General features: G+C 29.9%; 17 protein-coding genes. 2 read left to right on the forward strand and 15 right to left on the reverse strand.

What is annotated here, in order from left to right:
• Positions 1–7: 7 nt before the first annotated feature.
• Positions 8–1,009, reverse strand: a complete 1,002-nt coding sequence (locus tag ACSVC9_RS11865) for an AIR synthase family protein (protein ID WP_446897680.1) — start codon at positions 1,007–1,009, stop codon at positions 8–10.
• 94 nt (positions 1,010–1,103) lie between these two features.
• On the opposite strand from ACSVC9_RS11865, the gene ACSVC9_RS11870 reads away from it, so the two are divergent.
• Positions 1,104–2,501, forward strand: a complete 1,398-nt coding sequence (locus tag ACSVC9_RS11870; RefSeq protein ID WP_446897681.1) for a hypothetical protein — start codon at positions 1,104–1,106, stop codon at positions 2,499–2,501.
• Between the two features lie 14 nt (positions 2,502–2,515).
• Here ACSVC9_RS11870 and ACSVC9_RS11875 read toward each other — a convergent pair whose 3' ends face one another.
• Positions 2,516–4,093: a peptide ABC transporter substrate-binding protein gene (locus ACSVC9_RS11875; protein WP_446897682.1), complete on the reverse strand. Its 1,578-nt coding sequence runs from the start codon at positions 4,091–4,093 to the stop codon at positions 2,516–2,518.
• 144 nt (positions 4,094–4,237) lie between these two features.
• Between ACSVC9_RS11875 and ACSVC9_RS11880 the strand changes: the two genes are divergently transcribed.
• On the forward strand, positions 4,238–4,447 hold the full coding sequence (locus tag ACSVC9_RS11880) for a hypothetical protein (protein ID WP_446897683.1): 210 nt from the start codon (positions 4,238–4,240) through the stop codon (positions 4,445–4,447).
• Positions 4,448–4,620: 173 nt separating this feature from the next.
• On the opposite strand, the gene gatB is transcribed toward ACSVC9_RS11880, so the two are convergent.
• From gatB to ACSVC9_RS11945, 13 genes are all read right to left on the reverse strand, one after another.
• Entirely contained in the window at positions 4,621–6,051 is a 1,431-nt protein-coding gene (gene gatB / locus ACSVC9_RS11885) for an Asp-tRNA(Asn)/Glu-tRNA(Gln) amidotransferase subunit GatB (protein ID WP_446897684.1), read from the reverse strand.
• A 15-nt stretch (positions 6,052–6,066) separates the two neighbouring features.
• The gene (gene gatA / locus ACSVC9_RS11890) at positions 6,067–7,539 is read right to left on the reverse strand and encodes an Asp-tRNA(Asn)/Glu-tRNA(Gln) amidotransferase subunit GatA (protein WP_446899851.1); all 1,473 of its coding nucleotides are present in this window, start codon (positions 7,537–7,539) and stop codon (positions 6,067–6,069) included.
• Positions 7,540–7,587: 48 nt separating this feature from the next.
• Positions 7,588–7,875, reverse strand: a complete 288-nt coding sequence (gatC, locus tag ACSVC9_RS11895; protein WP_446897685.1) for an Asp-tRNA(Asn)/Glu-tRNA(Gln) amidotransferase subunit GatC — start codon at positions 7,873–7,875, stop codon at positions 7,588–7,590.
• 124 nt (positions 7,876–7,999) lie between these two features.
• Positions 8,000–8,269, reverse strand: a complete 270-nt coding sequence (locus ACSVC9_RS11900; protein ID WP_446897686.1) for a hypothetical protein — start codon at positions 8,267–8,269, stop codon at positions 8,000–8,002.
• A gap of 24 nt (positions 8,270–8,293) precedes the next feature.
• A complete protein-coding gene (gene ligA, locus ACSVC9_RS11905; protein ID WP_446897687.1) occupies positions 8,294–10,294 on the reverse strand; it encodes an NAD-dependent DNA ligase LigA in 2,001 nt (666 codons plus the stop codon).
• A 33-nt stretch (positions 10,295–10,327) separates the two neighbouring features.
• Entirely contained in the window at positions 10,328–12,559 is a 2,232-nt protein-coding gene (gene pcrA / locus ACSVC9_RS11910) for a DNA helicase PcrA (protein ID WP_446897688.1), read from the reverse strand.
• Positions 12,560–12,700: 141 nt separating this feature from the next.
• Complete coding sequence (locus ACSVC9_RS11915) at positions 12,701–13,000, reverse strand: YerC/YecD family TrpR-related protein (protein ID WP_446897689.1); 300 nt, start codon at positions 12,998–13,000, stop codon at positions 12,701–12,703.
• A 338-nt stretch (positions 13,001–13,338) separates the two neighbouring features.
• Positions 13,339–14,067, reverse strand: coding sequence for a pseudouridine synthase (locus ACSVC9_RS11920; RefSeq protein WP_446897690.1), 729 nt, complete (start codon positions 14,065–14,067; stop codon positions 13,339–13,341).
• A 53-nt stretch (positions 14,068–14,120) separates the two neighbouring features.
• Positions 14,121–14,804: a lytic transglycosylase domain-containing protein gene (locus tag ACSVC9_RS11925; protein WP_446897691.1), complete on the reverse strand. Its 684-nt coding sequence runs from the start codon at positions 14,802–14,804 to the stop codon at positions 14,121–14,123.
• A gap of 67 nt (positions 14,805–14,871) precedes the next feature.
• The gene (locus tag ACSVC9_RS11930) at positions 14,872–16,875 is read right to left on the reverse strand and encodes a triple tyrosine motif-containing protein (RefSeq protein ID WP_446897692.1); all 2,004 of its coding nucleotides are present in this window, start codon (positions 16,873–16,875) and stop codon (positions 14,872–14,874) included.
• An 82-nt stretch (positions 16,876–16,957) separates the two neighbouring features.
• The gene (locus ACSVC9_RS11935) at positions 16,958–17,401 is read right to left on the reverse strand and encodes a YaiI/YqxD family protein (RefSeq protein WP_446897693.1); all 444 of its coding nucleotides are present in this window, start codon (positions 17,399–17,401) and stop codon (positions 16,958–16,960) included.
• A 313-nt stretch (positions 17,402–17,714) separates the two neighbouring features.
• Positions 17,715–19,067 carry a glucose-6-phosphate isomerase gene (locus ACSVC9_RS11940; protein ID WP_446899852.1) on the reverse strand — a complete coding sequence of 451 codons (1,353 nt, stop codon included), beginning with the start codon at positions 19,065–19,067 and terminating at the stop codon, positions 17,715–17,717.
• A 191-nt stretch (positions 19,068–19,258) separates the two neighbouring features.
• A complete protein-coding gene (locus ACSVC9_RS11945) occupies positions 19,259–21,040 on the reverse strand; it encodes a DUF2207 family protein (RefSeq protein WP_446897694.1) in 1,782 nt (593 codons plus the stop codon).
• Positions 21,041–21,110: the final 70 nt, after the last annotated feature.

The raw sequence follows: 21,110 nt of genomic DNA on the forward strand, positions 1-21,110 counted from the left end.
TCCGAAATCAATAATACTTTTTGTCAAATTTTTCTTTAAACACAAATAATTCATCACACTTGGGCGGTTCTACTTCAATTTCATTTTTCCCATTTACTAGTATACCATTCTTTTTTGTAATTTTACCTACAATACAGGATTTGATTCCGCTGTTTTCCAAAGTCTTAACTAAATTTTCTCCATTATTGACTGTTATAAGCATACTTCCTGATGATATCAATCTAAGCGGATCTATGTTATAAGTATTACATAACTTTCTCGTTATTTCACTTATAGGCATTTTATCCATGTATATTTTAAAACCAGTACCGCTGGCTTTAGCTATTTCCCATATCCCTCCAAGAATTCCTCCTTCTGTTATATCATGCATTGAATTGACTCCAAATTTTCCAGATATGATTCCTTCTTTTACTACACTTATGTATTCAATATATGATTTAGCTTCTTCTATTTCCTGCTTTGAAAGTAAATTACCTAGTTGGGATTCATAATCATTTACTATGATGCTTGTACCTTCCATACACAAATACTTTGTAACTACTATATCGTCTCCTTCTCTGGCACCCGATGTAGAAACAGCAGCTCCACTTTTCCCCTTACCTATTACGGTACAGGATATAACCATTTTGTTTACAGCCTTAGTTACCTCTGTATGCCCCCCCAATATCTCTATATTCAACTTTTTTGTTTCATCATCAATCTCTTTCATAACGGCGTTTATATCATCAAAAGTACAGTTTTCCGGTGCCAGAATAGTTACCAGAATACCAATGGGTTCAACCCCACAGGAAGCCACATCATTGCAGTTTATATGCACAGCTAGTTTTCCGCTATTTTTTATTGCACCAGTTATAGGATCTGTAGATATAACACATTCTCTATCCCCAAAATTAATTACACTACAATCTTCTCCTACACCACCTCTTATTCTAACATCATCTCTCAATATAGTCTTATTATTATTTATAAGATTTTTTAAATCATCCCAATTCAATTTTCCAACTTTCATAAAAATTCTTCCTTTCTTTTTAATAAGTAGTCACCATTTTATATAACATCTCATATTATTAATATAAGGATTAATTTATGGTAGGTGTAATGTTTTGAAATATATAGGTCCATTTTTAAAAATTAACAAAATAAATTCTGATAATATCAAATCTCAATTATATCATTTGACAAAAGAATCTTTAAAACAAATAGTACTGTATTCAAAATGTGGTATTACTATACAATCAAAAGATATCAGATCAAAAAATATACCTAGTTTTGATATTACCACATTTAAAAACCTTTCTCCACTACTGTGTATATATAGAAAAGCGAATCCAAATTTAATAAACATAGATGATAAATTATGCTGGAATGATGAAAAATTTAAAAAAGAGATAAATATAGACAGCAATGCTTTTATGACTCTTTCTCTTCTTGAACTTTGCGATTACTACAATTTATTTAAAGATATAGACAAAAAAAAATATAATTTAAGAAATATATATATATATATATGCAAAAAGCAACTTGAATTTTATGCTATATATTTTCGAACGAGTCAAGGAGTATTTATAGATAAAAAACATGAAAATAGTTCATATGATGAACAACCAAAATTTACAGATAAAGCCAGTAAATTTAATTTCTCAACCCAGGCTCTCTTAATGGCTGCCTATTATAAATGCAGTCTTTTCCTTGAAGATAGTGAAAGAGAACAATTCAAGAACTTTTCTTTTGATATATTGAACATGCTTGTAGAATTAAAAGAAAGTTTATATGAACAATCCTTTTCAGAGCTTACAAAATTATGCTTTGCCCTTAATATATTTTACAGCTATTCTAAAGATGAAAGATCCAAGAATCTAATATTGGATATCTCCGAGTTGATATTTGAAAAATTCTACGGTGATGAATGTACAGAAAACATGAGTAAAAAAAACAGTTTAGAAAATGATTCTTTAAATTATATAAATTATATACTTATCTATAAATATATAAACATAATAAAAGCTAAAGAAAATGCAGATTTTATCTATAAAAAGCTAATTGACTTGTATGATCCCAACAGGGGAATATTCTTTAAAAAATCTTCCGATAAAAGCATAAAATTTTCCTGTCTGGAAGTAATGCTGTATTTAATATGCTGTATAATAGATAATGATATAAATGGTAAGGGAAATGAAAGCAATTTAATAGCTCTGGATATATTTACTAATCAATTAATAGATTCAGGTTTAATTTTGAGCTGGCCTGAAGCTCCAAATTTAAATAATGTAGAGAGATATAGACACTTTTCCTTAAAATCAGATGACTTAATAGAAGAAAAGTACTTTAGGATGTCATCAATACCTTCACCCGAAACCTGTGAACTTGCTCCAGTATACGCAAAATATGTAAGCTACAGCCGAAAAAAGGATAGCTTTAAATCTCCAAAGGTATCCTTTGATTCTTACAAGAATATGTTCATCTTTTTCTTGACATCATATATTTTTAAAGGAGATCTTTAAGAATTAGATAAGGCTTATTTTGATAAATAAGCCTTATCTAATTTTACATTTCCAAGTTTATTCAAATACACACCTTTTACATAGTTTTTAACACAAATAATAGTATTATCAAAATATAGAGGTATTATAGCATTATCATCTAACAATATACTTTCTGCTTCTTTAAGATCATCTAATCTTTTACTCCCATCATTTTCAAAAGTTGCCTGGAGCATTTTCGTGTCAAATTCAGTACTGGCATATCCACCAAAATTTAATTTTGAACGTGATTCGAAATTATTTAGTAGTTCCATTGGATAATAGTAATTACCCCTATAATTTATCTCCGCTATATCGTAATTTTTCCCTTTCAATTCATTTTCAAAATTGTCTTTGTCATATCCATAACATTTTACTTCTATATTAAAAGTACTTTTAATATTTTTCGCTATAGAATCACATATTTTTTTATTTTCCACCGTATTCATATATATAATTTTCAAGGGTACCCCATTATATTGATAGTTTGCCTTATCCATAAATTTTTCTGCTTCCTTTTTTTGAGCTATGAGATCAACAAGATTTATCTTACTATTGTATGGTATATAGACAGAAGCTGCATCAACTTTATTTTTCAATATATTCTGAACTATATTTTTTCTATCAATCGAAAGTGCAATTGACTTTCTGAAATATTCATTATCTAAAATACCCTGCTTTTTTATATTAAAGACAAGTGCTTCGCCTCCATAAGTTGGAACAACAGAGACATTTTCAATATTTTTTATTTCACTAATAGGTGGATTTGTAAATACATTAACCTTATTATTTTGAAATGCCGCCAGAGCACTTTCACTGCTTGGAAATGAGGTTATTACTATTTTACTATTTTTAACATTGTTTTTGTTCCAATATTTATCGTTTCGTTTCATCTCTATATATCCCTCATCTGATATTTTATCTATTTTAAAACTACCAGAATAAGCTATATCATTGTATCTTTTCTTCCAATTAAATAAATCATCATCTATCTTTCTCAGAGAATAAATGGGCTGTGCCATTATGTTCAAAAAGTAATCAGAAGAGTAATTAAGTCTTATTTGGAGAGTTTTTCTGTTTAATGCCTTAATGGCAACATTCTCAAAATCTCCATTGTCTTTCCTATATTTTTCTACCCCAAATATACAGTTTAATTGATTAGAATAAATATTTTTCAATTTTTTATTCAATATATGAGAAAAAAAGTCTACAAAATCTTCCGCAGTTATATCTTCTCCATTACTCCATTTTGCATTGTTCCTTATAGTAAATGTATATTGGGTCTTATCCTGGCTTACATCCCATTTTTCAGCCAGATCAGGTACTATATTACCATCTTCATCAATAGAAACAAGACCATCAAATAAATTTGAAAGTACATCTTTTTCTTGAATGTTATAAGAACTCAACATAATTAGATCCTTTGGAAAATCATTTATATTATAAACAATTGAGTTTTGATAATCATTGCTATCTGTCTGCCTAACCTTTTTTTCTACAGATATACCACTTAAAATGACAATAACTATACTAATTAGGATTGTAGCAATGATTAAATAAATAAACTTCCTCATAATTTTCTCCTTGTGTAACAGACATTTAAAATTTATTTACCTACATTTAATTATTGACATATATAAAAAAAATAAACGAATTAACTTGTACCAATATTTTTATGATATAATGTATATATATTTTTACCTTGGAGGAATAGCCAAATGATACTCTCTATAAAAATACTTGCCATATTAACCATGTGTACAATAGTATTTATATTGATTTGGGGATTTATAGTCATAAAACAAACCTTGTCACAAATAAAATATAAAAATTACTTACTTGAACAAATAGCAGAACATTTACATAGAATATCAGAAAATACTCACATTTCTAATATTAATTTACCAAATAGTGAAAGTAAAAAATAAAAAAATTAAGGCTGTCCGTGCATAAGACAGCATAAAATTCAAACTATTTATTATTACTGACAAATAAAAGAATCAATAGATAGTGTAGCTTTTACGGCTACACTATCATCAAAAGACTAATTCAATACTGTTTTACGAAGGACTGCCATATAACAGTATTCTTACATATATATTCAAATTTTATTAAGCTCTTCCATAACCAGCTGATTTACAATTATAGGGTTGGCCCTTCCTCCAGTTTCTTTCATAATTAAACCTATAATAAATTTAGCAGCATTTTTTTTACCGTTTCTATAATCCTCAACTGACTTTGAATTTCTATTAATGATGATTTTTACAATTTCAAGTATTTCTTGCCTATTGTTATTTTGTATTAATCCTCTTTCCTCAACTATTTCGTCTGGACTCCTACCTGTATAAAACATTTCCTCTATCACTTTTTTCCCAAGATTATTAGATATAATTTTAGATTCAACTAGATTTATAAACTTTGCCAAATTTTCAGGAGTGATTTTTATGTCCTCCATATCCATAGAATCTTTATTTAAAAGTATAGTTATGTACCCCAGTATCCAATTAGAAACAGCCTTCGAATTGCCACATATTTTAACTGTATTTTCAAAAAAGTTGGCTGTATTTACATCGATAGTAATATTTACAGCTTTACTTTTAGGAAGATTATATTCTTTTTCAAATCTTTTTGCCTTTTTGTAAGGCATTTCTGGTATAGTATCTCTTATTTTTTCTATATATTCATTAGAAATATTTATAGATACAAGATCACCTTCTGGGAAATATCTATAATCATTTTCATATTCTTTACTTCTCATAACTACAGTTTTTAATTTTAGATCATCCCATTTTTTAGTTTCCTGTTTTATTTTTCCTCTATTTTTTATTGTATTAACATGTCTTTTATATTCATATTCAAGCGCTCTTTTTAGTATCTTAAAAGAATTCACATTTTTTATTTCTGTTTTAGTTCCTAATTTACAGCTATTTTTACGTCTTACAGATATATTGCCATCACATCTTAAAGACCCCTGTTCCATTCTACAATCTGAAATGCCTATATATTGAAGTGTAGATTTCAATTTTTTAAGGTATAGTACAGCTTCCTCAGGATCTCTAATGTCTGGCTTTGAAACTATTTCAATAAGTGGAACCCCAGCTCTATTATAATCTATGAGTGTTCCCAATTCATTGTGAATAAGTTTCGCTGCATCTTCCTCAATATGTATTCTATCTATTCTTATTTTTTTAGTTCTTTCATCTTGTAATTTTATTTTAATATATCCATTTCTGCAAAGTGGAAACTCATTCTGGGTTATCTGATAATTTTTAGGACAATCAGGATAAAAATAATTTTTTCTGTCCATTCTACTATTTTTAGATATGTCACAATTAAATACAATGCCTGCTTTTATAGCGTATTCCACTACTTTTTTGTTCAATCTCGGCAGAGCTCCAGGTAACCCTAAACATACAGGACAAACGTGACTATTGGGAATTCCTCCAAATTCGGCGCTGCATCCACAATACATCTTTGTATTGGTGGAAAGCTCAACATGAACTTCCAACCCTATGATCATTTCAAATTCCAAACAATCTCACTCCTTTTAGTATTTCAATTCTGAATTTTTAGGTCTCAATTTATGATAATTTGTAGATTGTTGAAAACTATAAGCTAAATTAAATAATATGTCCTCTCTAAAATATCCACTCATTAACTGCATTCCAACAGGAAGTCCATTTATCATGCCACACGGTATTGAAATAGAAGGAATTCCAGCTATATTAGCAGGTACAACATAGCTGTCTGACATGTACATTGATATAGAATCCTCTTTTTTCTCACCTATTTTAAAAGCCGTTGTAGGGCATGTTGGGCATATTATGGCATCAAATTCTTTCATTGCATCAACAAATTCTTTTTTTATAACATTTCTAATTTTAAGTGCTTTTTTATAATATGAATCATAGTAATTCTTAGAAAGCATATAAGTTCCAAGTATTATCCTTTTTTTTACTTCTTCACCAAGTCCTTCACTCCTGGACTTAAAATATATATCTATTGAATCTTTATATCTTTGTGATCTATGTCCATATCTTATTCCATCAAATCTTGCAAGATTGGAAGATGCTTCGGCACAGCCTATTACATAATAAGCTGCAAGCGAATACCTCGAAATAGGAAGTGAGCAACATCTTACATCTGCTCCATTTTCTATAAAAATCTCTATGGCTTCCTCAAGACATTTTCTAACTTTGTCATCAATTGCATGATCAAAATATTCTAGCGGTATACCTATTCTTTTACCTTTTATATTATCGGTTAAATTATCCACATAATTTGGGACATCTACATCTGCAGTTGTAAAATCTCTCTCATCAAGACCTGCTATATATTGCGTAAGAAGAGCACAATCTTCTACTGTCCTGGCCATAGGTCCTATTTGATCCAGAGTTGATCCAAAAGCAACTGCTCCATACCTTGATATTCTCCCATAGGTGGGCTTAAGTCCAACTACTCCACAAAATGACGATGGCTGTCTTACAGATCCCGCTGTATCAGTTCCCAATGAGAGTGGATTTTCAAATGAAGCTATGGACGCTGCAGATCCACCGGAGGATCCTCCTGGCACTCTCTCAAAATCCCAAGGATTCCTAGTTATTTTAAAATAACTATTTTCTGTGGAAGATCCCATAGCAAATTCATCCATATTCAATTTTCCAAGTATTATTCCGTCTTCCTTTTTTATTCTCTCTATCACACTTGCATCATAGGGTGATATATATCCCTCCAGCATTTTTGATGCACAAGTATTTTGCATTCGAGAAACACTTATATTGTCTTTAACTGCTACAGGTATTCCAAATAACCCACCTAACCTTTCCTTGTCCCTATTTGATGCCAGTTTGGCATCCAATTCTTTAGCTCTCTTTATCGCCTCATCACCCGCTACATACAAATATGCACCAATCTTATCATCCAATTTATCTATTCTATCAAGATAAAATTTTGCAACCTCCTCAACTTTTATCTTTTTATTAAGTATTAAGTTTTTCAACTCAATGGCAGTAACCTCCATCATATCAAAATGTCATCTCCCTATAAATGATCTCTGCTAATATGCTCTTTATTCAATAATCCTCGGTACTACTATATAATTTTCAACATGCTCCGGTGAATTTTCAACCACATCATTTATTTTCAATGATTCCTCTACTATATCCTTTCTAAATTTATTTTCTATATGATATGGATTTACAAGCATATCCTGCCTTTCAACGTTAAGTTCATCCAACTTTGATATGTAGTTTAAAATTCTATTTAAATACTCTTTCAATTTTTTCTCCTCATCTTCATTAAATTCTAATCTTGCAAGTGAAGCCAAATATTTTATATCATTTATCGAAACAGGCATGCACATCACTCCTAAATTCAATCTAATTAATTATAAATAAAATTTTATAAGACAATTCAACAATAATCAACCCCTATCTATAATACAAAAATGAGACAACCACCAAGGATTGTCTCCATTATCTTTAATAAACTTTCATATACATAAAAAATATAGTTACAAATGCTATTAAAATACAAGTTATAGGATATATAGCATTTTTGAAATTAGCCCTGGACATTATCATATTTAAGGACCATATTATCATGGTTATAACTATAGACAGCTGAAGTGTATAATAACCATTAAAATATTTTATATATACAAATTGATATGTAGTAAGAAGTGTTAATATCAATGCAATCGTGGTAAAAGTAACCCCTATCCATCCTAACAAATTAAATGTATTCTTCATTTTTATCCTCCAACGATTAACAAGTTAGATTAATTTTTCAAATTCAGTTTCACTTATTATAGGAATATTCAATTTAACTGCCTTGTCATACTTTGAGCCTGTCGACTCTCCTGCGAGAAGATAATCTGTCTTTCTACTTACACTTTCCGATACTTTAGCTCCCAGCTCCTGTAATTTTTGTTTTATAGTTACTCGTGTGTAATTTTCAAGTGTTCCAGTTACTACTACAGTTTTTCCATTAAGCATACTTTTTTTAGTTTTATTTTCTTTAAAATATGGTCTAACTCCTAATTTTAATAATTCTTCTATACTCTTTATTATATTCTTCTGCTTGAAAAATTCTACTATAGTATTTGAAACTTTATCTCCTATATCCTGGATATTAACAAGTTCTTCATAAGTAGCATTTCTTAAATTATCCAGACTTTTGAAGGTATTTGCAAGATCCGAGGCAGTTTTCTTTCCTACATTAGGTATCCCAAGAGCATATATAAATGATGCCAGGTCACAACTTTTACTTTTTTCTATTGAATCTATAAGATTTTGTGACTTTTTCTCCCCAAACTTATCAAGTTTCATTAATTCTTCTTTATTTAGTCTAAATAAATCCGGTATAGATTTTATATTCAATTTTTCAAATAGCTGTGAAGCCGTTTTTTCACTGAACCCTTCTATATCCATAGCCTCTCTACTTCCAAAATGAACAATACTCTTAACTAACTGAGGTTTACACGAAAGCGTATTCTCACAAAAATAATGAACACCATCCTGTATAATTTCACTTTTACAATATGGACAAATTTTTGGGAGCTCAATTTCTTTTACATTTTCTAGATTATCATCTGCCACTCCCATAATTTCTGGTATAACATCATTTGACCTCCGTACAAATACTTTACAACCTATCTTAATACCTTTTCGATTTATATCATCCATATTATTTAAAGTAGCTCTTTTAATGGTGGCCCCTGCAAGTTGAATTGGTTCAAGTATTGCCGTCGGAGTAACCCTACCACTTCGTCCTACATTCCATTCCACATTTAAAAGTGTTGTAGTAGCCTCTTCCGCCTCAAATTTATATGCTATTGACCATCTAGGAAATTTAATAGTATATCCTAGTATGTCTCTAGTTCTCATGTCATCTACTACAATAACAACTCCATCTATATCATACTGAAGTTTATCCCTTATGCTTTCAATATAGGAAAGTTGTACTCTAATTTCATCCACCGTACTGCATTCTTTAATATATGTATCCACAGGGAATCCCATTCTTCTTATAAAATTCATCATTTCAATATAACTTTTAAAATATTCCCCTTCATTATATCCTACATCATAAAAAAAAGCAGATAATTTTCTTCTTGCAGTTTCCCTGACATTTAGATTCCTAAGAGCTCCTGCAGCTCCATTTCTCAAATTCTTAAGCGGTACATCGGATTTTTTATTATATTCTTCAAAAGCTTTTTTAGTCATAATGGCTTCTCCATGTACCTCTATTAAACTTTCATTTTCTATTTTAAGAGGAACAGAATTTATTGTTTTAACTTGTTCTGTAACATCTTCTCCGACTGTTCCCGTACCCCTTGTAGCAGCCTTTATAAGTACTCCATTTTCATCATAAGTACAATTTATAGTTAATCCATCAAATTTTTTAGTCAAAACATACTTTAATTCTGGAAGCTTATCATCATGAGTTGAATTATATTCATTTATAATTTTTACATTTCTATTATGCCATTCATATATTCCTTCTATACTCTGAGATTTGTCCATACTCCAAAGCTTATTTTTGTGCACATACTTTTGAAACTGAGAAAGCACTTTATCGCCTATCCTTTGGGTAGGCGAATATGGGAATATCATACCTGTTTCTTTTTCCAATGCTGTAAGCTCATCATATTTTTTATCATATTCTTTATCAGATACCGTTGGATTATCCAATACATAATATTCATAGGAATATTTATTTAGTTCATCTATTAATTTATTTATTTTCTTGGATTTATCATTGCCTTCAACCACAGTTACCACCCCATATTAATTATCATTTGACATCTATACAGCTTCAAGCTGGGCAACTCCATACATAAGATTTTTTATACCCCTCTTGTCAAAAGCAATAGTTAATTTTATATCTCCCCCATTTTTGTTCACACTAACTATAGTTCCTATTCCAAACTTATTGTGTCTAACTTTTATTCCCGCTTTTATATCCTCCACCTTTAATTCATTCAAACTTTCTTTTTTAACTTCAGAAATCAGTCTTTTTTCAGTGCTTATTGACATTCTTGGTGGAATCTTGGTTGTATATTTATTCGTATTATTTGAAATAAGCTTCTGTCCTAAACTCTTTTCCTTAATATTATCATATTCCTTTAAATTACCAGATATTTCACTTATAAAATCAGATTCACTATAACATGCCATTCTTCCAAATACTCTTCTACTTTGTGATGAAGTCATATACAATTTTTCCTTAGCTCTAGTTATTCCAACATAACATAATCTCCTCGATTCCTCCATTTCTTCTGGATTATCGATAGATTGATTCCCGGGAAATATACCATTTTCCATGCCAACCATAAATACTACTGGAAACTCAAGTCCCTTTGCACTATGGACCGTCATTATAACTACGGTATCTGAGTTTTCATCAAAATTGTCTATATCAGATACCAGAGTCACCTTTTCCAGAAATGCAGACAGGGATTTGTCCTCCGATGAAGCTTCAAATTCTACAGCAGCAGATACAAGTTCTTTCAAATTTTCCATTCTACTTATAGAATCTGGATCTTTTGAAGTTTTAAGCTTATCCAAATATCCTGTAGTTTCAAGTACTTCTTTCAATAAACTAGATACTGAAACCTTATCTCTACTTTTTATAAAACTGTTTATAAGACTCACAAATTTTTTTAAAGAAGAAATACTTCTCTTTGGCAAATTCAAGACTTCTTCTACATCAAGAAGTACACTGTACATACATTCATCCATTGAAGATGCAAACTCTTGTACTTTGGTTACTGTTGCATTTCCTATATTCCTCTTTGGTTCATTTATTATTCTTTTCAGACTTACATCATCAAGTGGATTATTTATAAATTTCAAATAGGATATTATATCTTTTATTTCTTTTCTATCATAAAACTTAAGTCCGCCGATTATCCTATAGGGAATATTATTTTTCATAAACAGATCTTCGAATAGTCTAGATTGAGCATTTGTCCTGTAAAGTACTGCAAAATCCTTATATTTTCTATTTTCTCCTCTACAAAGTTTCTTTATCTGACCAGCTACATAAATTGCCTCATCAATATCAGAATATGCTCTATACAATTTTATTTTATCACCGCTGTCATTATTTGTTCTAAGTATTTTTTTCTTTCTTTCACAATTATTGCTTATAACATCATTGGCAGCTTTTAATATATTACCTTTTGAACGGTAATTCTGCTCAAGCTTTATTACTTTTGTATCAGGGTAATCTTTTTCAAAGTCGAGAATATTTCTTATATTTGCCCCTCTCCATTCATAAATACATTGATCATCATCGCCAACTACACATATATTTTTATGCTGGCTTGCAAGTAATTTAACAAATTCATATTGCGATCTATTTGTATCCTGGTATTCATCCACCATTATGTACATGAATTTTCTTTGATAGAATTGAAGTACATCCTCACGCTCTTTAAAAAGTTCAACAGTCTTGTATATCAAATCATCAAAATCAAGTGCATTATTGTTTTTCAGTTTTTTTTGGTAGAGAATATATATATCTGCAACCTTATTTAATCTAAAATTGTCTTCATTTTGCTTCTTGTATTTTGTTGGAGATATAAGGTTATCCTTTTGTTCACCTATTTTGTTTATTATTTCTCTGATAGTTATCTGTTTTTCATCTATATTTAATTCATCCATACACTGCTTTATAAGTACTTTTTGATCATAGCTGTCATATATAGCAAAATTTTTATTATATCCCAGTTTATCTATTTCCCTTCTGAGTATCCTAACACAACTCGAATGAAAAGTTGATATCCACATGTTGTCTACTTCGTTTCCAACAAGTCGTCTTACTCTTTCTTTCATCTCACCTGAAGCTTTATTTGTAAAAGTTATAGCCAATATCTTAGAAGGATATATGTTCAAATCCTGAATCATATGTGCTATTCTGTATGTAAGTACCCTTGTCTTTCCTGATCCTGCTCCCGCCAATATAAGAAGCGGTCCATCTATGGTATTCACTGCATCATACTGCTCTTCATTTAAAAGATTTTTTAAATCCATCGAATCCTCTCCCTGATTTTTTATCCTATTACTGGTTATTGGAGTAACAGCTCTTTATGTTTTATATTATATCATTTTACATACAATTTAATCATTTAAAATAGAAAAATGTGCTGCATCGGCACATTTAAATATATACATTTATTTATCTTTTAATCTATTTAAAACTATTTTATACCCATCACTTCCATAATTTAAGCACCTGTTTACCCTACTTATTGTAGCGGTACTTGCACCGGTTTCCGAAGCTATATCCAAATATGTTTTTTTGTTTTTCAGCATCTTTGCTACCTGAAGCCTCTGTTCCAATGATTTTATTTCATTTATAGTACATATATCATCAAAAAATCTATAACATTCTTCCCTTGTTTTGAGACAAAGTACAGCTTCACATAGATAATCCATTTCATCACTTTTCAATTTGGATTTGTACTCTTTCATAGGCTCAACCCCTTATATTCTTTTAAATTGTACTGTCTTAATTCTATCACGTATTAATACATTAATCTACAGTAGGACTAACGATTTAAATTATGCGTTATACAATTATTTATGAATAATAAATTTTAAGTATAATTATAGATTTTATTCATATATTTAAAATAGTTATTTACAAAATAAAAACAGCCCATTGGGGCATAGGCTGTTTGCTCATAAATAAAAAGGGGGCTATTTATTCCTTTTATTTACCCTTGCATCACCATTATAGTAAAACAACTTAAAAATATCAAGCTATTTCTACAAATATATTTGTAAATTTTATATTAATGTGCCTGTAATCAATTCATATTTAAATTATTTTTAACACTTTCCAGCTCAAATTTAGACAATTCTCTATAACTTCCCTCTTTTAAACTATTGTCCAATTGTATAGGTCCAAATTTTATTCTTTTCAAATATACCACATTTTTTCCTAATGATTCAAACATTCTTTTTACTTGATGGAACTTTCCTTCCTGTACAATTACATTTGCCATAGAGCCATCTTTATCCGCACTTATAATTTCCAGTTTAGCCGGCATACATTTATATCCATCATCAAGTATTATTCCCTTCTTAAAAGCTTCAATATCACTACTGCTTAAAATTTTGTCTATTTCAGCATAATATACTTTATCAACATGCCATTTAGGTGATATTAATCTATGATTCATTTCTCCATCGTTAGTTATAAGTAGCAGTCCAACTGTGTCTTTATCAAGCCTCCCTACAGGGAATGGATCAAAAGCTCTATATTCAGGTTCTAGAAGATCTATAACAGTCTCCTCATAATTATCATAAGTTGATGATACTACTCCATCGGGTTTGTTCATCATAATATATATATACTCTTTATAATCAATAAGTTTGCCATCTATTTCTATGCTATTATTATCTGTATCTACCTTAATGGAACTGTCATGTATAATAACACCATCTATACTTACGTGTCCATCTTTCACCATAGCTTTAATCTGTTTTCTAGTACCATATCCCATATTTGATAAAACCTTATCTAGTCTCTCCATATGTATCTCCTCCAAATATGTTAGTATATCAATATACAAAATAAAACAGTCAATCAGACTGTTTTAGCATTATTATAATAACCCATGACCTTTTGAACATAATTCCTTGTTTCATAAGGAAGTCTTGAAATACCTGATGTATCATTCACTCCTCTGGATCTCAGTGTACCGAAACCTGCATTATAGGCAGCCAATGCCATTTCTTTAGAATTTCCATACATATTCAGCAATTCTCTTAAATATTCGGTACCTCCATCCACATTCTGCTGTATATTATAGGCATCACTAACTCCAAGTTCTTTAGCAGTTCCTGGCATAAGCTGCATCAGCCCTATAGCACCCGCATTAGATGTAGCATTAGGATTAAAATTTGATTCCTGCTTAATAACCGACATTATCAGATTTTTATCCACCCCATATTTTCTGGATGCCCTTTCTACAGCTTCGTCTATACTTATATTTCCACTATTTATATCATTTTTTATACCGGTATAAATATTATTCAATCTTTGTCCTGCACCATATCCAAGTTTACTCAAATCTTCCTCTCCAAGATTGAATTTAGATAAATCTATATTACCACTACTATCAGTCATAGCCTTAGTTAAACTTTCCATAATCAAATTAAATGAGTCTGAATCTCCCAATGCTGTTTTTAAAATCTGGGTCATCATTTGAAACTCCAGTAGTTTTTTTGCATTGCTAGTATTTTTATCGGATACATTATCTATACTCATTTTTTCACCCACCTGAATCATATGTTAATTTATTAGTTTGTTAATTTGAAGACACTTATATAATAACCTATATTGCTTTAAATGTAAATATATCATAGTCTTCATAAACCTCCCTGCTATATTGGTCCTTACATAATACCATCACTTTGTATTCGTCCTTATCAAAAGGTATAAAAGTATAACCATTCTTTCTGCTATAGCCTTGAACCAGTATCCAATTTCCTTTCTCCATTACATAAAATTCATAAATTACATTTTTCCCTCCACAATTATTAGCATAAAATGTAGCTGGTTCATTGATTAAAAACTTATTTTTTTGGCAGACAAGTTTTGTATCCGTAACAGGAATTGTATCCCTTATCTCAATGTTCAATCTCTTTTTACAATCAAATTCAGCGTCACTTTTAATATTTTTCGCAAACACTTCTAAGCTGTATCTTCCACTGCACTTTGGTGTAAATTCATACTCCTTTTCCTGTATAAAATCCGTTTCTTCAACATCATGTCCATTTATACTCATGACATACTTAACTAGCACATTTTTAGTGTCTTGAGCTATTATACATATTGAAACTTCCTCACCAACCATATAATATTCTCTTATAGGATATAATATATAATCAATATTTGCAGGTATACAATCGAATACCTCTATAGTTTTTATCATATGACAATCGTATTTTCTTTTGGAGTAATTATCTTTTACCAATACCTCTAATTCATATTCACCCTTTTCCTTCGGTATAAATTCTATCCAATTGTTTCTGCTATAATCTATATTTTCAATATTCCTTCCATCCTCTCTTATTAAAAATCCATATTTTAAATCCGTACCACCTGAAGCCGAAACAACGGCCCTTACAAGTTCTCCCTTTAATATTTTGTCATTTCTATTTAGTGTAAAATCCTGTATATTAACAGGTTCACTACTCTTTTCATCTATAGTAAAATTCATATATTCACAGGCCTCATATTCCTTACTACAAGATATATCCTTTACAAATAGCATTATTCTATATTCACCTGAAGACTTACTATTCCATAGATAATTAGATGATCTTATATATCCAGAATCATGACTTTCATTCCCCTCAATAACATATCTATAAACAAGCTCTCTTCCTCCTGTAACCTGAGCACTTATATTAATATCCGTACCTGTAAGCTGAGGTGAATTTAGATCTGTCATAAAATTTTTTATAATTATTTCCCTATATTTTTTTACATTAAAATTAAGAATCGCCCTATCATCAAAACTACTTGTAGAATACATATCTTTTGCAAGACACAATAGCTTATATGAACCTTCTTTTTTTTCTACATAACTTACTGTCCTTCTAGTAGAATAATTCTGAATACATTCTGATTTACCACTTAAATCTATTTTAAAAAATTTATAAAGTATTGTTCTGTCTTCTTCATATTTTGCTACAACCTGAAAACTAATCTCTGATCCAGAAATCAACTCACTGTTTAAACATTTAAAGTCCAATATTTCAACCTTTTTTATGGCATCTACATAAAAATCTATTTTTTTGAAATCATCAAAATCACTTTGAGAATTGATATCTTTACATTCTACTAATATTTCACCACTATTTTCAGACTTCACTGTATATGTTAACGTGTTTTCTGTGGAATAATCCTTTACAAGCCGCCACCAATTCTGGACTTTTATCCAATATCTAAACATAAGAGGATATCTATTTGTATCTACAGCTACTTTTATTTTGTCTCCTAATGTAAATCTATCTTTATTTAGAAAAATATTGTTTATTAATTTCTCTTGTGCATCACCTATTATATAGTTCATTCTTGATATATAATCAAAACTTTTATTACTATTTTCCCTCTTAGCCTGTACCATAACTATATATTTTCCGTCTTTCTTTGGAATCCATTTTACATTTTTATCATGGGTGAAATCTTTCAGCACACTCCATGTTCCATTACATCCTATTATATATTTGTATAACAATTTATTATCAAATTGGTTTTCTATATTTATCATAATTGAGGATTTTTCCTTTTCAGGACTCTCAATATCACAACTTATAGCCAGTTCATTCATATATATCACCTCCAAATAAATTCACAAATATGTTGTAATATAAATTTAATTACTTTAAATTATACTATAATTCCATATTATGTCATAGAGGTTTTTTCATATTTATAAGCTTCATAAGTCCTTTTTCCAATCTTTTATCGTCTTCCAGAGTTCTTTTCTTAGGATTAGAAGTTTTTTTGCCACATCGCCTTGCCTTTGAAGATATATACCTTTCAAATAACAATCTATCTATATTTTTATCATTATATATATAACCTTTTGGATTAATTGCATAGGCTTTCTTGCTTAAAGCCATAACTGCGACTCCATAATCCTGACTTATTACTATATCATTGGCATTAACTTCATTTATAAGTAACATATCCACACTTTGAAAACCACTGTCAACATATCTTATAGCACTATAATTACTATTCAGGACATGATTCATATCACAGTACATGGTAACATCGATATTATTACTTGCTGCCACCTTCTCTATCACGTCCTTTCCCGGACATGCATCTGCATCTACTAATATCTTCATAATTTCTATCACATCCCAATATTATAATTTTCTATCATGATTCTTTAATTTTTCCTTGTTGTTTTTTAAAAAATTAACTTTTAATAACACAGTAATACCTGAAAGCGCAGCACCACACAGAACTGAAATAGCAAGTATCCTAATTATTGCTAGAATACTGATATACGAAGTGTTAAAATAATTTATTATAAAAAATAAAATGGAATATATTATTAACAATTTAATAAATGTTTTCTTCATAGAATTCACCTTTCTATAATTAATAATCCCACTTCATTTGAAGATATACACTACGAAGTGGGAATTCAATATCTTATCCAAGCCTTTTCTCTAGCTCAGCCCTTTTATCCTCATACCCCGGCTTCCCAATAAGAGCAAACATATTCTTTTTGTATGCTTCAACTCCAGGTTGATCAAATGGATTTATACCTGTTAAATAACCACTTATTGCACAGGATTTTTCAAAAAAATACACCATATATCCAAAATAATAAGCCGTCAATTCAGGTACATGCAAAACTATAGCTGGAACATTTCCATCATTATGGGCAAGCACTGTACCTTTAAGAGCCTGATCATTTACAAAATCCATGGATTTTCCTGCAAGGAAATTGAGTCCGTCGAGATTTTCGTTGTCTTTCTTTATGAATACGTCCTTTTTCGGATTCTCTACATCTATAAAAGTTTCAAATAAAATTCTCAATCCCTGCTGAATATATTGTCCCATTGAATGAAGATCTGTAGAAAAATCTACTGCTGCCGGGAACAGTCCTTTATTATCCTTTCCTTCACTCTCACCATACAATTGCTTCCACCATTCTCCAAAATAATGAAGACAAGGCTCAAAGTTTACCATTATTTCAATAGTTTTACCTTTTCTGAACAATGCATTTCTAGCTGCTGCATATATATATGCTTCATTTTTATCCAGATCATCAACATCATATCTTTCTCTTGCATCATCAGCTCCTTGCATCATTTCGTTTATATCAATTCCTGCAACCGCTATAGGTAAAAGTCCAACAGGAGTCAAAACAGAATATCTTCCTCCAACATCATCTGGAATTATAAAAGTTTCATAGCCCTCTGCATCAGCTAATGATTTTAACGCTCCATTTTTTTTATCTGTAGTAGCATATATTCTTCCTTTAGCAGCTTCCTTTCCATATTTTTTTTCAAGGAGTTCTTTGAAAATTCTAAAAGCAATGGCTGGCTCTGTGGTAGTTCCTGATTTTGAAATAACATTTACAGATATATCCTTCCCCTCTACAGTCTCCAATAAGTCTGCCATATACGTAGAACTCATATTATTTCCTGCATAGAATATAGCGGGACCTTTTCTTCTATCTTTTGAAATATTATTATAAAACGTATGACTTAACATCTGTATAGCTGCTCTTGATCCAAGATAGGATCCACCAATTCCTATAACTATCAATATATCGGAGTCAGATCTTATTTTTTCTGCTGCACTCTTTATTCTATTAAATTCTTCTTTATTATAGTCAATAGGTAAATCAATCCATCCAAGAAAGTCATTTCCTGCTCCAATTTTTCTTTTTAACATACTATGCGACATTGAAACAAAATACTTCAATTTTTTAATTTCGTCTTTATTCAAATAAGGTTCTGTTTTACTTAAATCTAATGTTATACTTTCTTTTATCATATTTTCACCTCCATATTTATATTATATAATCAACCATAATTGAAATTTTAGACTATTTAGTTATATAAATCAATTAATTTATTTTACAATTATTTGAATTATATACAATATAGAATAAAAAATATATAAATATAATACAAAAATAAAGCTGGCTCAAAGTATTTATCTGAATCAGCTTTAGGAAAGTTCTAAAATCCACCAGCACCTCCACCTCCAGAGCTGCCTGAAGTATAACCACCTGAAGTAGTACTTGAACTGCCAGAAGATCCAGTTCCGAAGGAATTATACACATAATAGTTGAACTGTTCTTTCCTATTTAAATTTATGCTATCAAAGAGAAGGTAATAGTATATCCAGCCCATATTTTGTGAAGGATTGTAAAATGATGACCGAAGTTTTACCATAATATTCTGCTTCATATCTAAGGCTTCAGCATAGGGAATATAAGATTCTATATAGTCTGTGTTTATATTATAAGCAAAGTTTGTATTTTTAATATAATCTTTAAATTTGGTCCAGTTATTGTATTGAGATTGACCATAAGAACTTCTCTTAATACAATAGCGTATTCCAGAAATCAGTATAAGAATTGATAAGAATAAATTAAATATACCTGAATAAGCTTCAAAAGCAAATGATATAATAGAGATAATTATACTTATAATGGAAATCACAACTATCCATTTACCAAGAGTATTGGCTTTTTTATCATAATAACCTCTTGATTTAACCTCTTTTTTTATCAATTTTAGCCATTTCTGAAAATCAGAATAAAAAGAAGATTCTTTGCTCGATTCTTTTATAGATGATGTAGTTACACTTTCACCATCTCCAAGTATATCAAATAACCAGTTTATAAAATATCTTTCATGCTTTAAAAGTTCTTGAGTTGCTTTTTTAACTTTCTTGATTGAGAAATCAACTTTATCTTTTTTATTTTCGGATTCTACTTTTTCAATGGTTAAATAACCTCTCCTCCACAAATCAAGTATTGTGGCATAAGTAGTTCTCCCATCTACAGTTCCATTTACCATATAAGCTGCTACTGCAGGGGTGCATTCTTCAGGAAGTTCTGGAGGAAAATAAATACTATAGTCATTCAGAGAACTGTTCTTAAATTTTTTCCATATAACAAATCCAGATACAAGAAAAAGCAGCCCCAAAATTATATTTATAAAATCAAATATTTTTTTCATAATAGAAGCAAATTCTACTCTTTGCTGCTTTTTTCTACTGTATTCTGTCTCTTCATTTGAAATCCTGCTCAATGCATTCTCATTTTTTGACTTAGGAGACAATGAAATTAAACTAGCCGGGAAAAGAACTCTTGCTTCAACAAGTTCTTTAGAATTAACATGGGAAAAAGTATACTCCACATTTCCATTTTTAACAGATATATTTCCATCTGAATTAGCATGATAATAGGCTTTAATATTTTTATTTTCTGTATTATCTGGAATATCAATATGAATTTTCAGATTATCTATTTCAGTTTCATTGTAGCTAGACCAGTATTCATAGAAGAATTCACCTACATCATTGTATTTTATCGCAACATTTTTCATAGTATAATATATCTTAAAAGTTTTCTTTTCATCGTTTGAAGGTGAATAGATTTTTATCCTATAAAGGTTCGTACCCTGTTTTAATATTTGAAATACATTGTTATCTCCATTTTTAGCATTATTCACTTCTCTAAATGGTACTTCTAATCCATTCTTAGATACAAGTAGTACTTTTATATTAGATATACCATCCGTATTTTTAATGGATATATCCCTGTAGGAACCATTATATTTTCCCTTGAAATTGTAGGTTATAAGCTCAACCATATTAATAGAACCATTTTCTTTTATAGTAGTTTCTATATTGAATTTGGATAGACTTACCTCATCTGAAGCTGAGACCTTAGGTGGATAAACAAAAATTATACTAAACAATACAAAAAAACATATTAGAAACTTTTTCATTGATGACCTCCTGAAATTTCTAACCGCCCATATTGTGCTTAAGTTTCAGGCTAGAATAAAAAATCTTGAT

Source organism: Clostridium sp. LBM24168 (genome assembly GCF_052953915.1).

What these genes read in the sequence shown, in the direction of transcription:
- pcrA (WP_446897688.1), bottom strand. Translation starts at nt 12,559, where the DNA reads ATGGATTTAAAAAATCTTTTAAATGAAGAGCAGTATGATGCAGTGAAT.
- ACSVC9_RS11935 (WP_446897693.1), bottom strand. Translation starts at nt 17,401, where the DNA reads ATGAAGATATTAGTAGATGCAGATGCATGTCCGGGAAAGGACGTGATA.
- ACSVC9_RS11920 (WP_446897690.1), bottom strand. Translation starts at nt 14,067, where the DNA reads ATGGAGAGACTAGATAAGGTTTTATCAAATATGGGATATGGTACTAGA.
- ACSVC9_RS11865 (WP_446897680.1), bottom strand. Translation starts at nt 1,009, where the DNA reads ATGAAAGTTGGAAAATTGAATTGGGATGATTTAAAAAATCTTATAAAT.
- ACSVC9_RS11875 (WP_446897682.1), bottom strand. Translation starts at nt 4,093, where the DNA reads ATGAGGAAGTTTATTTATTTAATCATTGCTACAATCCTAATTAGTATA.
- gatC (WP_446897685.1), bottom strand. Translation starts at nt 7,875, where the DNA reads ATGCCTGTTTCGATAAATGATATAAAATATTTGGCTTCACTTGCAAGA.
- ACSVC9_RS11880 (WP_446897683.1), top strand. Translation starts at nt 4,238, where the DNA reads ATGATACTCTCTATAAAAATACTTGCCATATTAACCATGTGTACAATA.
- ACSVC9_RS11925 (WP_446897691.1), bottom strand. Translation starts at nt 14,804, where the DNA reads ATGAGTATAGATAATGTATCCGATAAAAATACTAGCAATGCAAAAAAA.
- ACSVC9_RS11945 (WP_446897694.1), bottom strand. Translation starts at nt 21,040, where the DNA reads ATGAAAAAGTTTCTAATATGTTTTTTTGTATTGTTTAGTATAATTTTT.
- ACSVC9_RS11900 (WP_446897686.1), bottom strand. Translation starts at nt 8,269, where the DNA reads ATGAAGAATACATTTAATTTGTTAGGATGGATAGGGGTTACTTTTACC.
- gatA (WP_446899851.1), bottom strand. Translation starts at nt 7,539, where the DNA reads ATGGAGGTTACTGCCATTGAGTTGAAAAACTTAATACTTAATAAAAAG.
- ACSVC9_RS11930 (WP_446897692.1), bottom strand. Translation starts at nt 16,875, where the DNA reads ATGAATGAACTGGCTATAAGTTGTGATATTGAGAGTCCTGAAAAGGAA.
- ACSVC9_RS11915 (WP_446897689.1), bottom strand. Translation starts at nt 13,000, where the DNA reads ATGAAAGAGTACAAATCCAAATTGAAAAGTGATGAAATGGATTATCTA.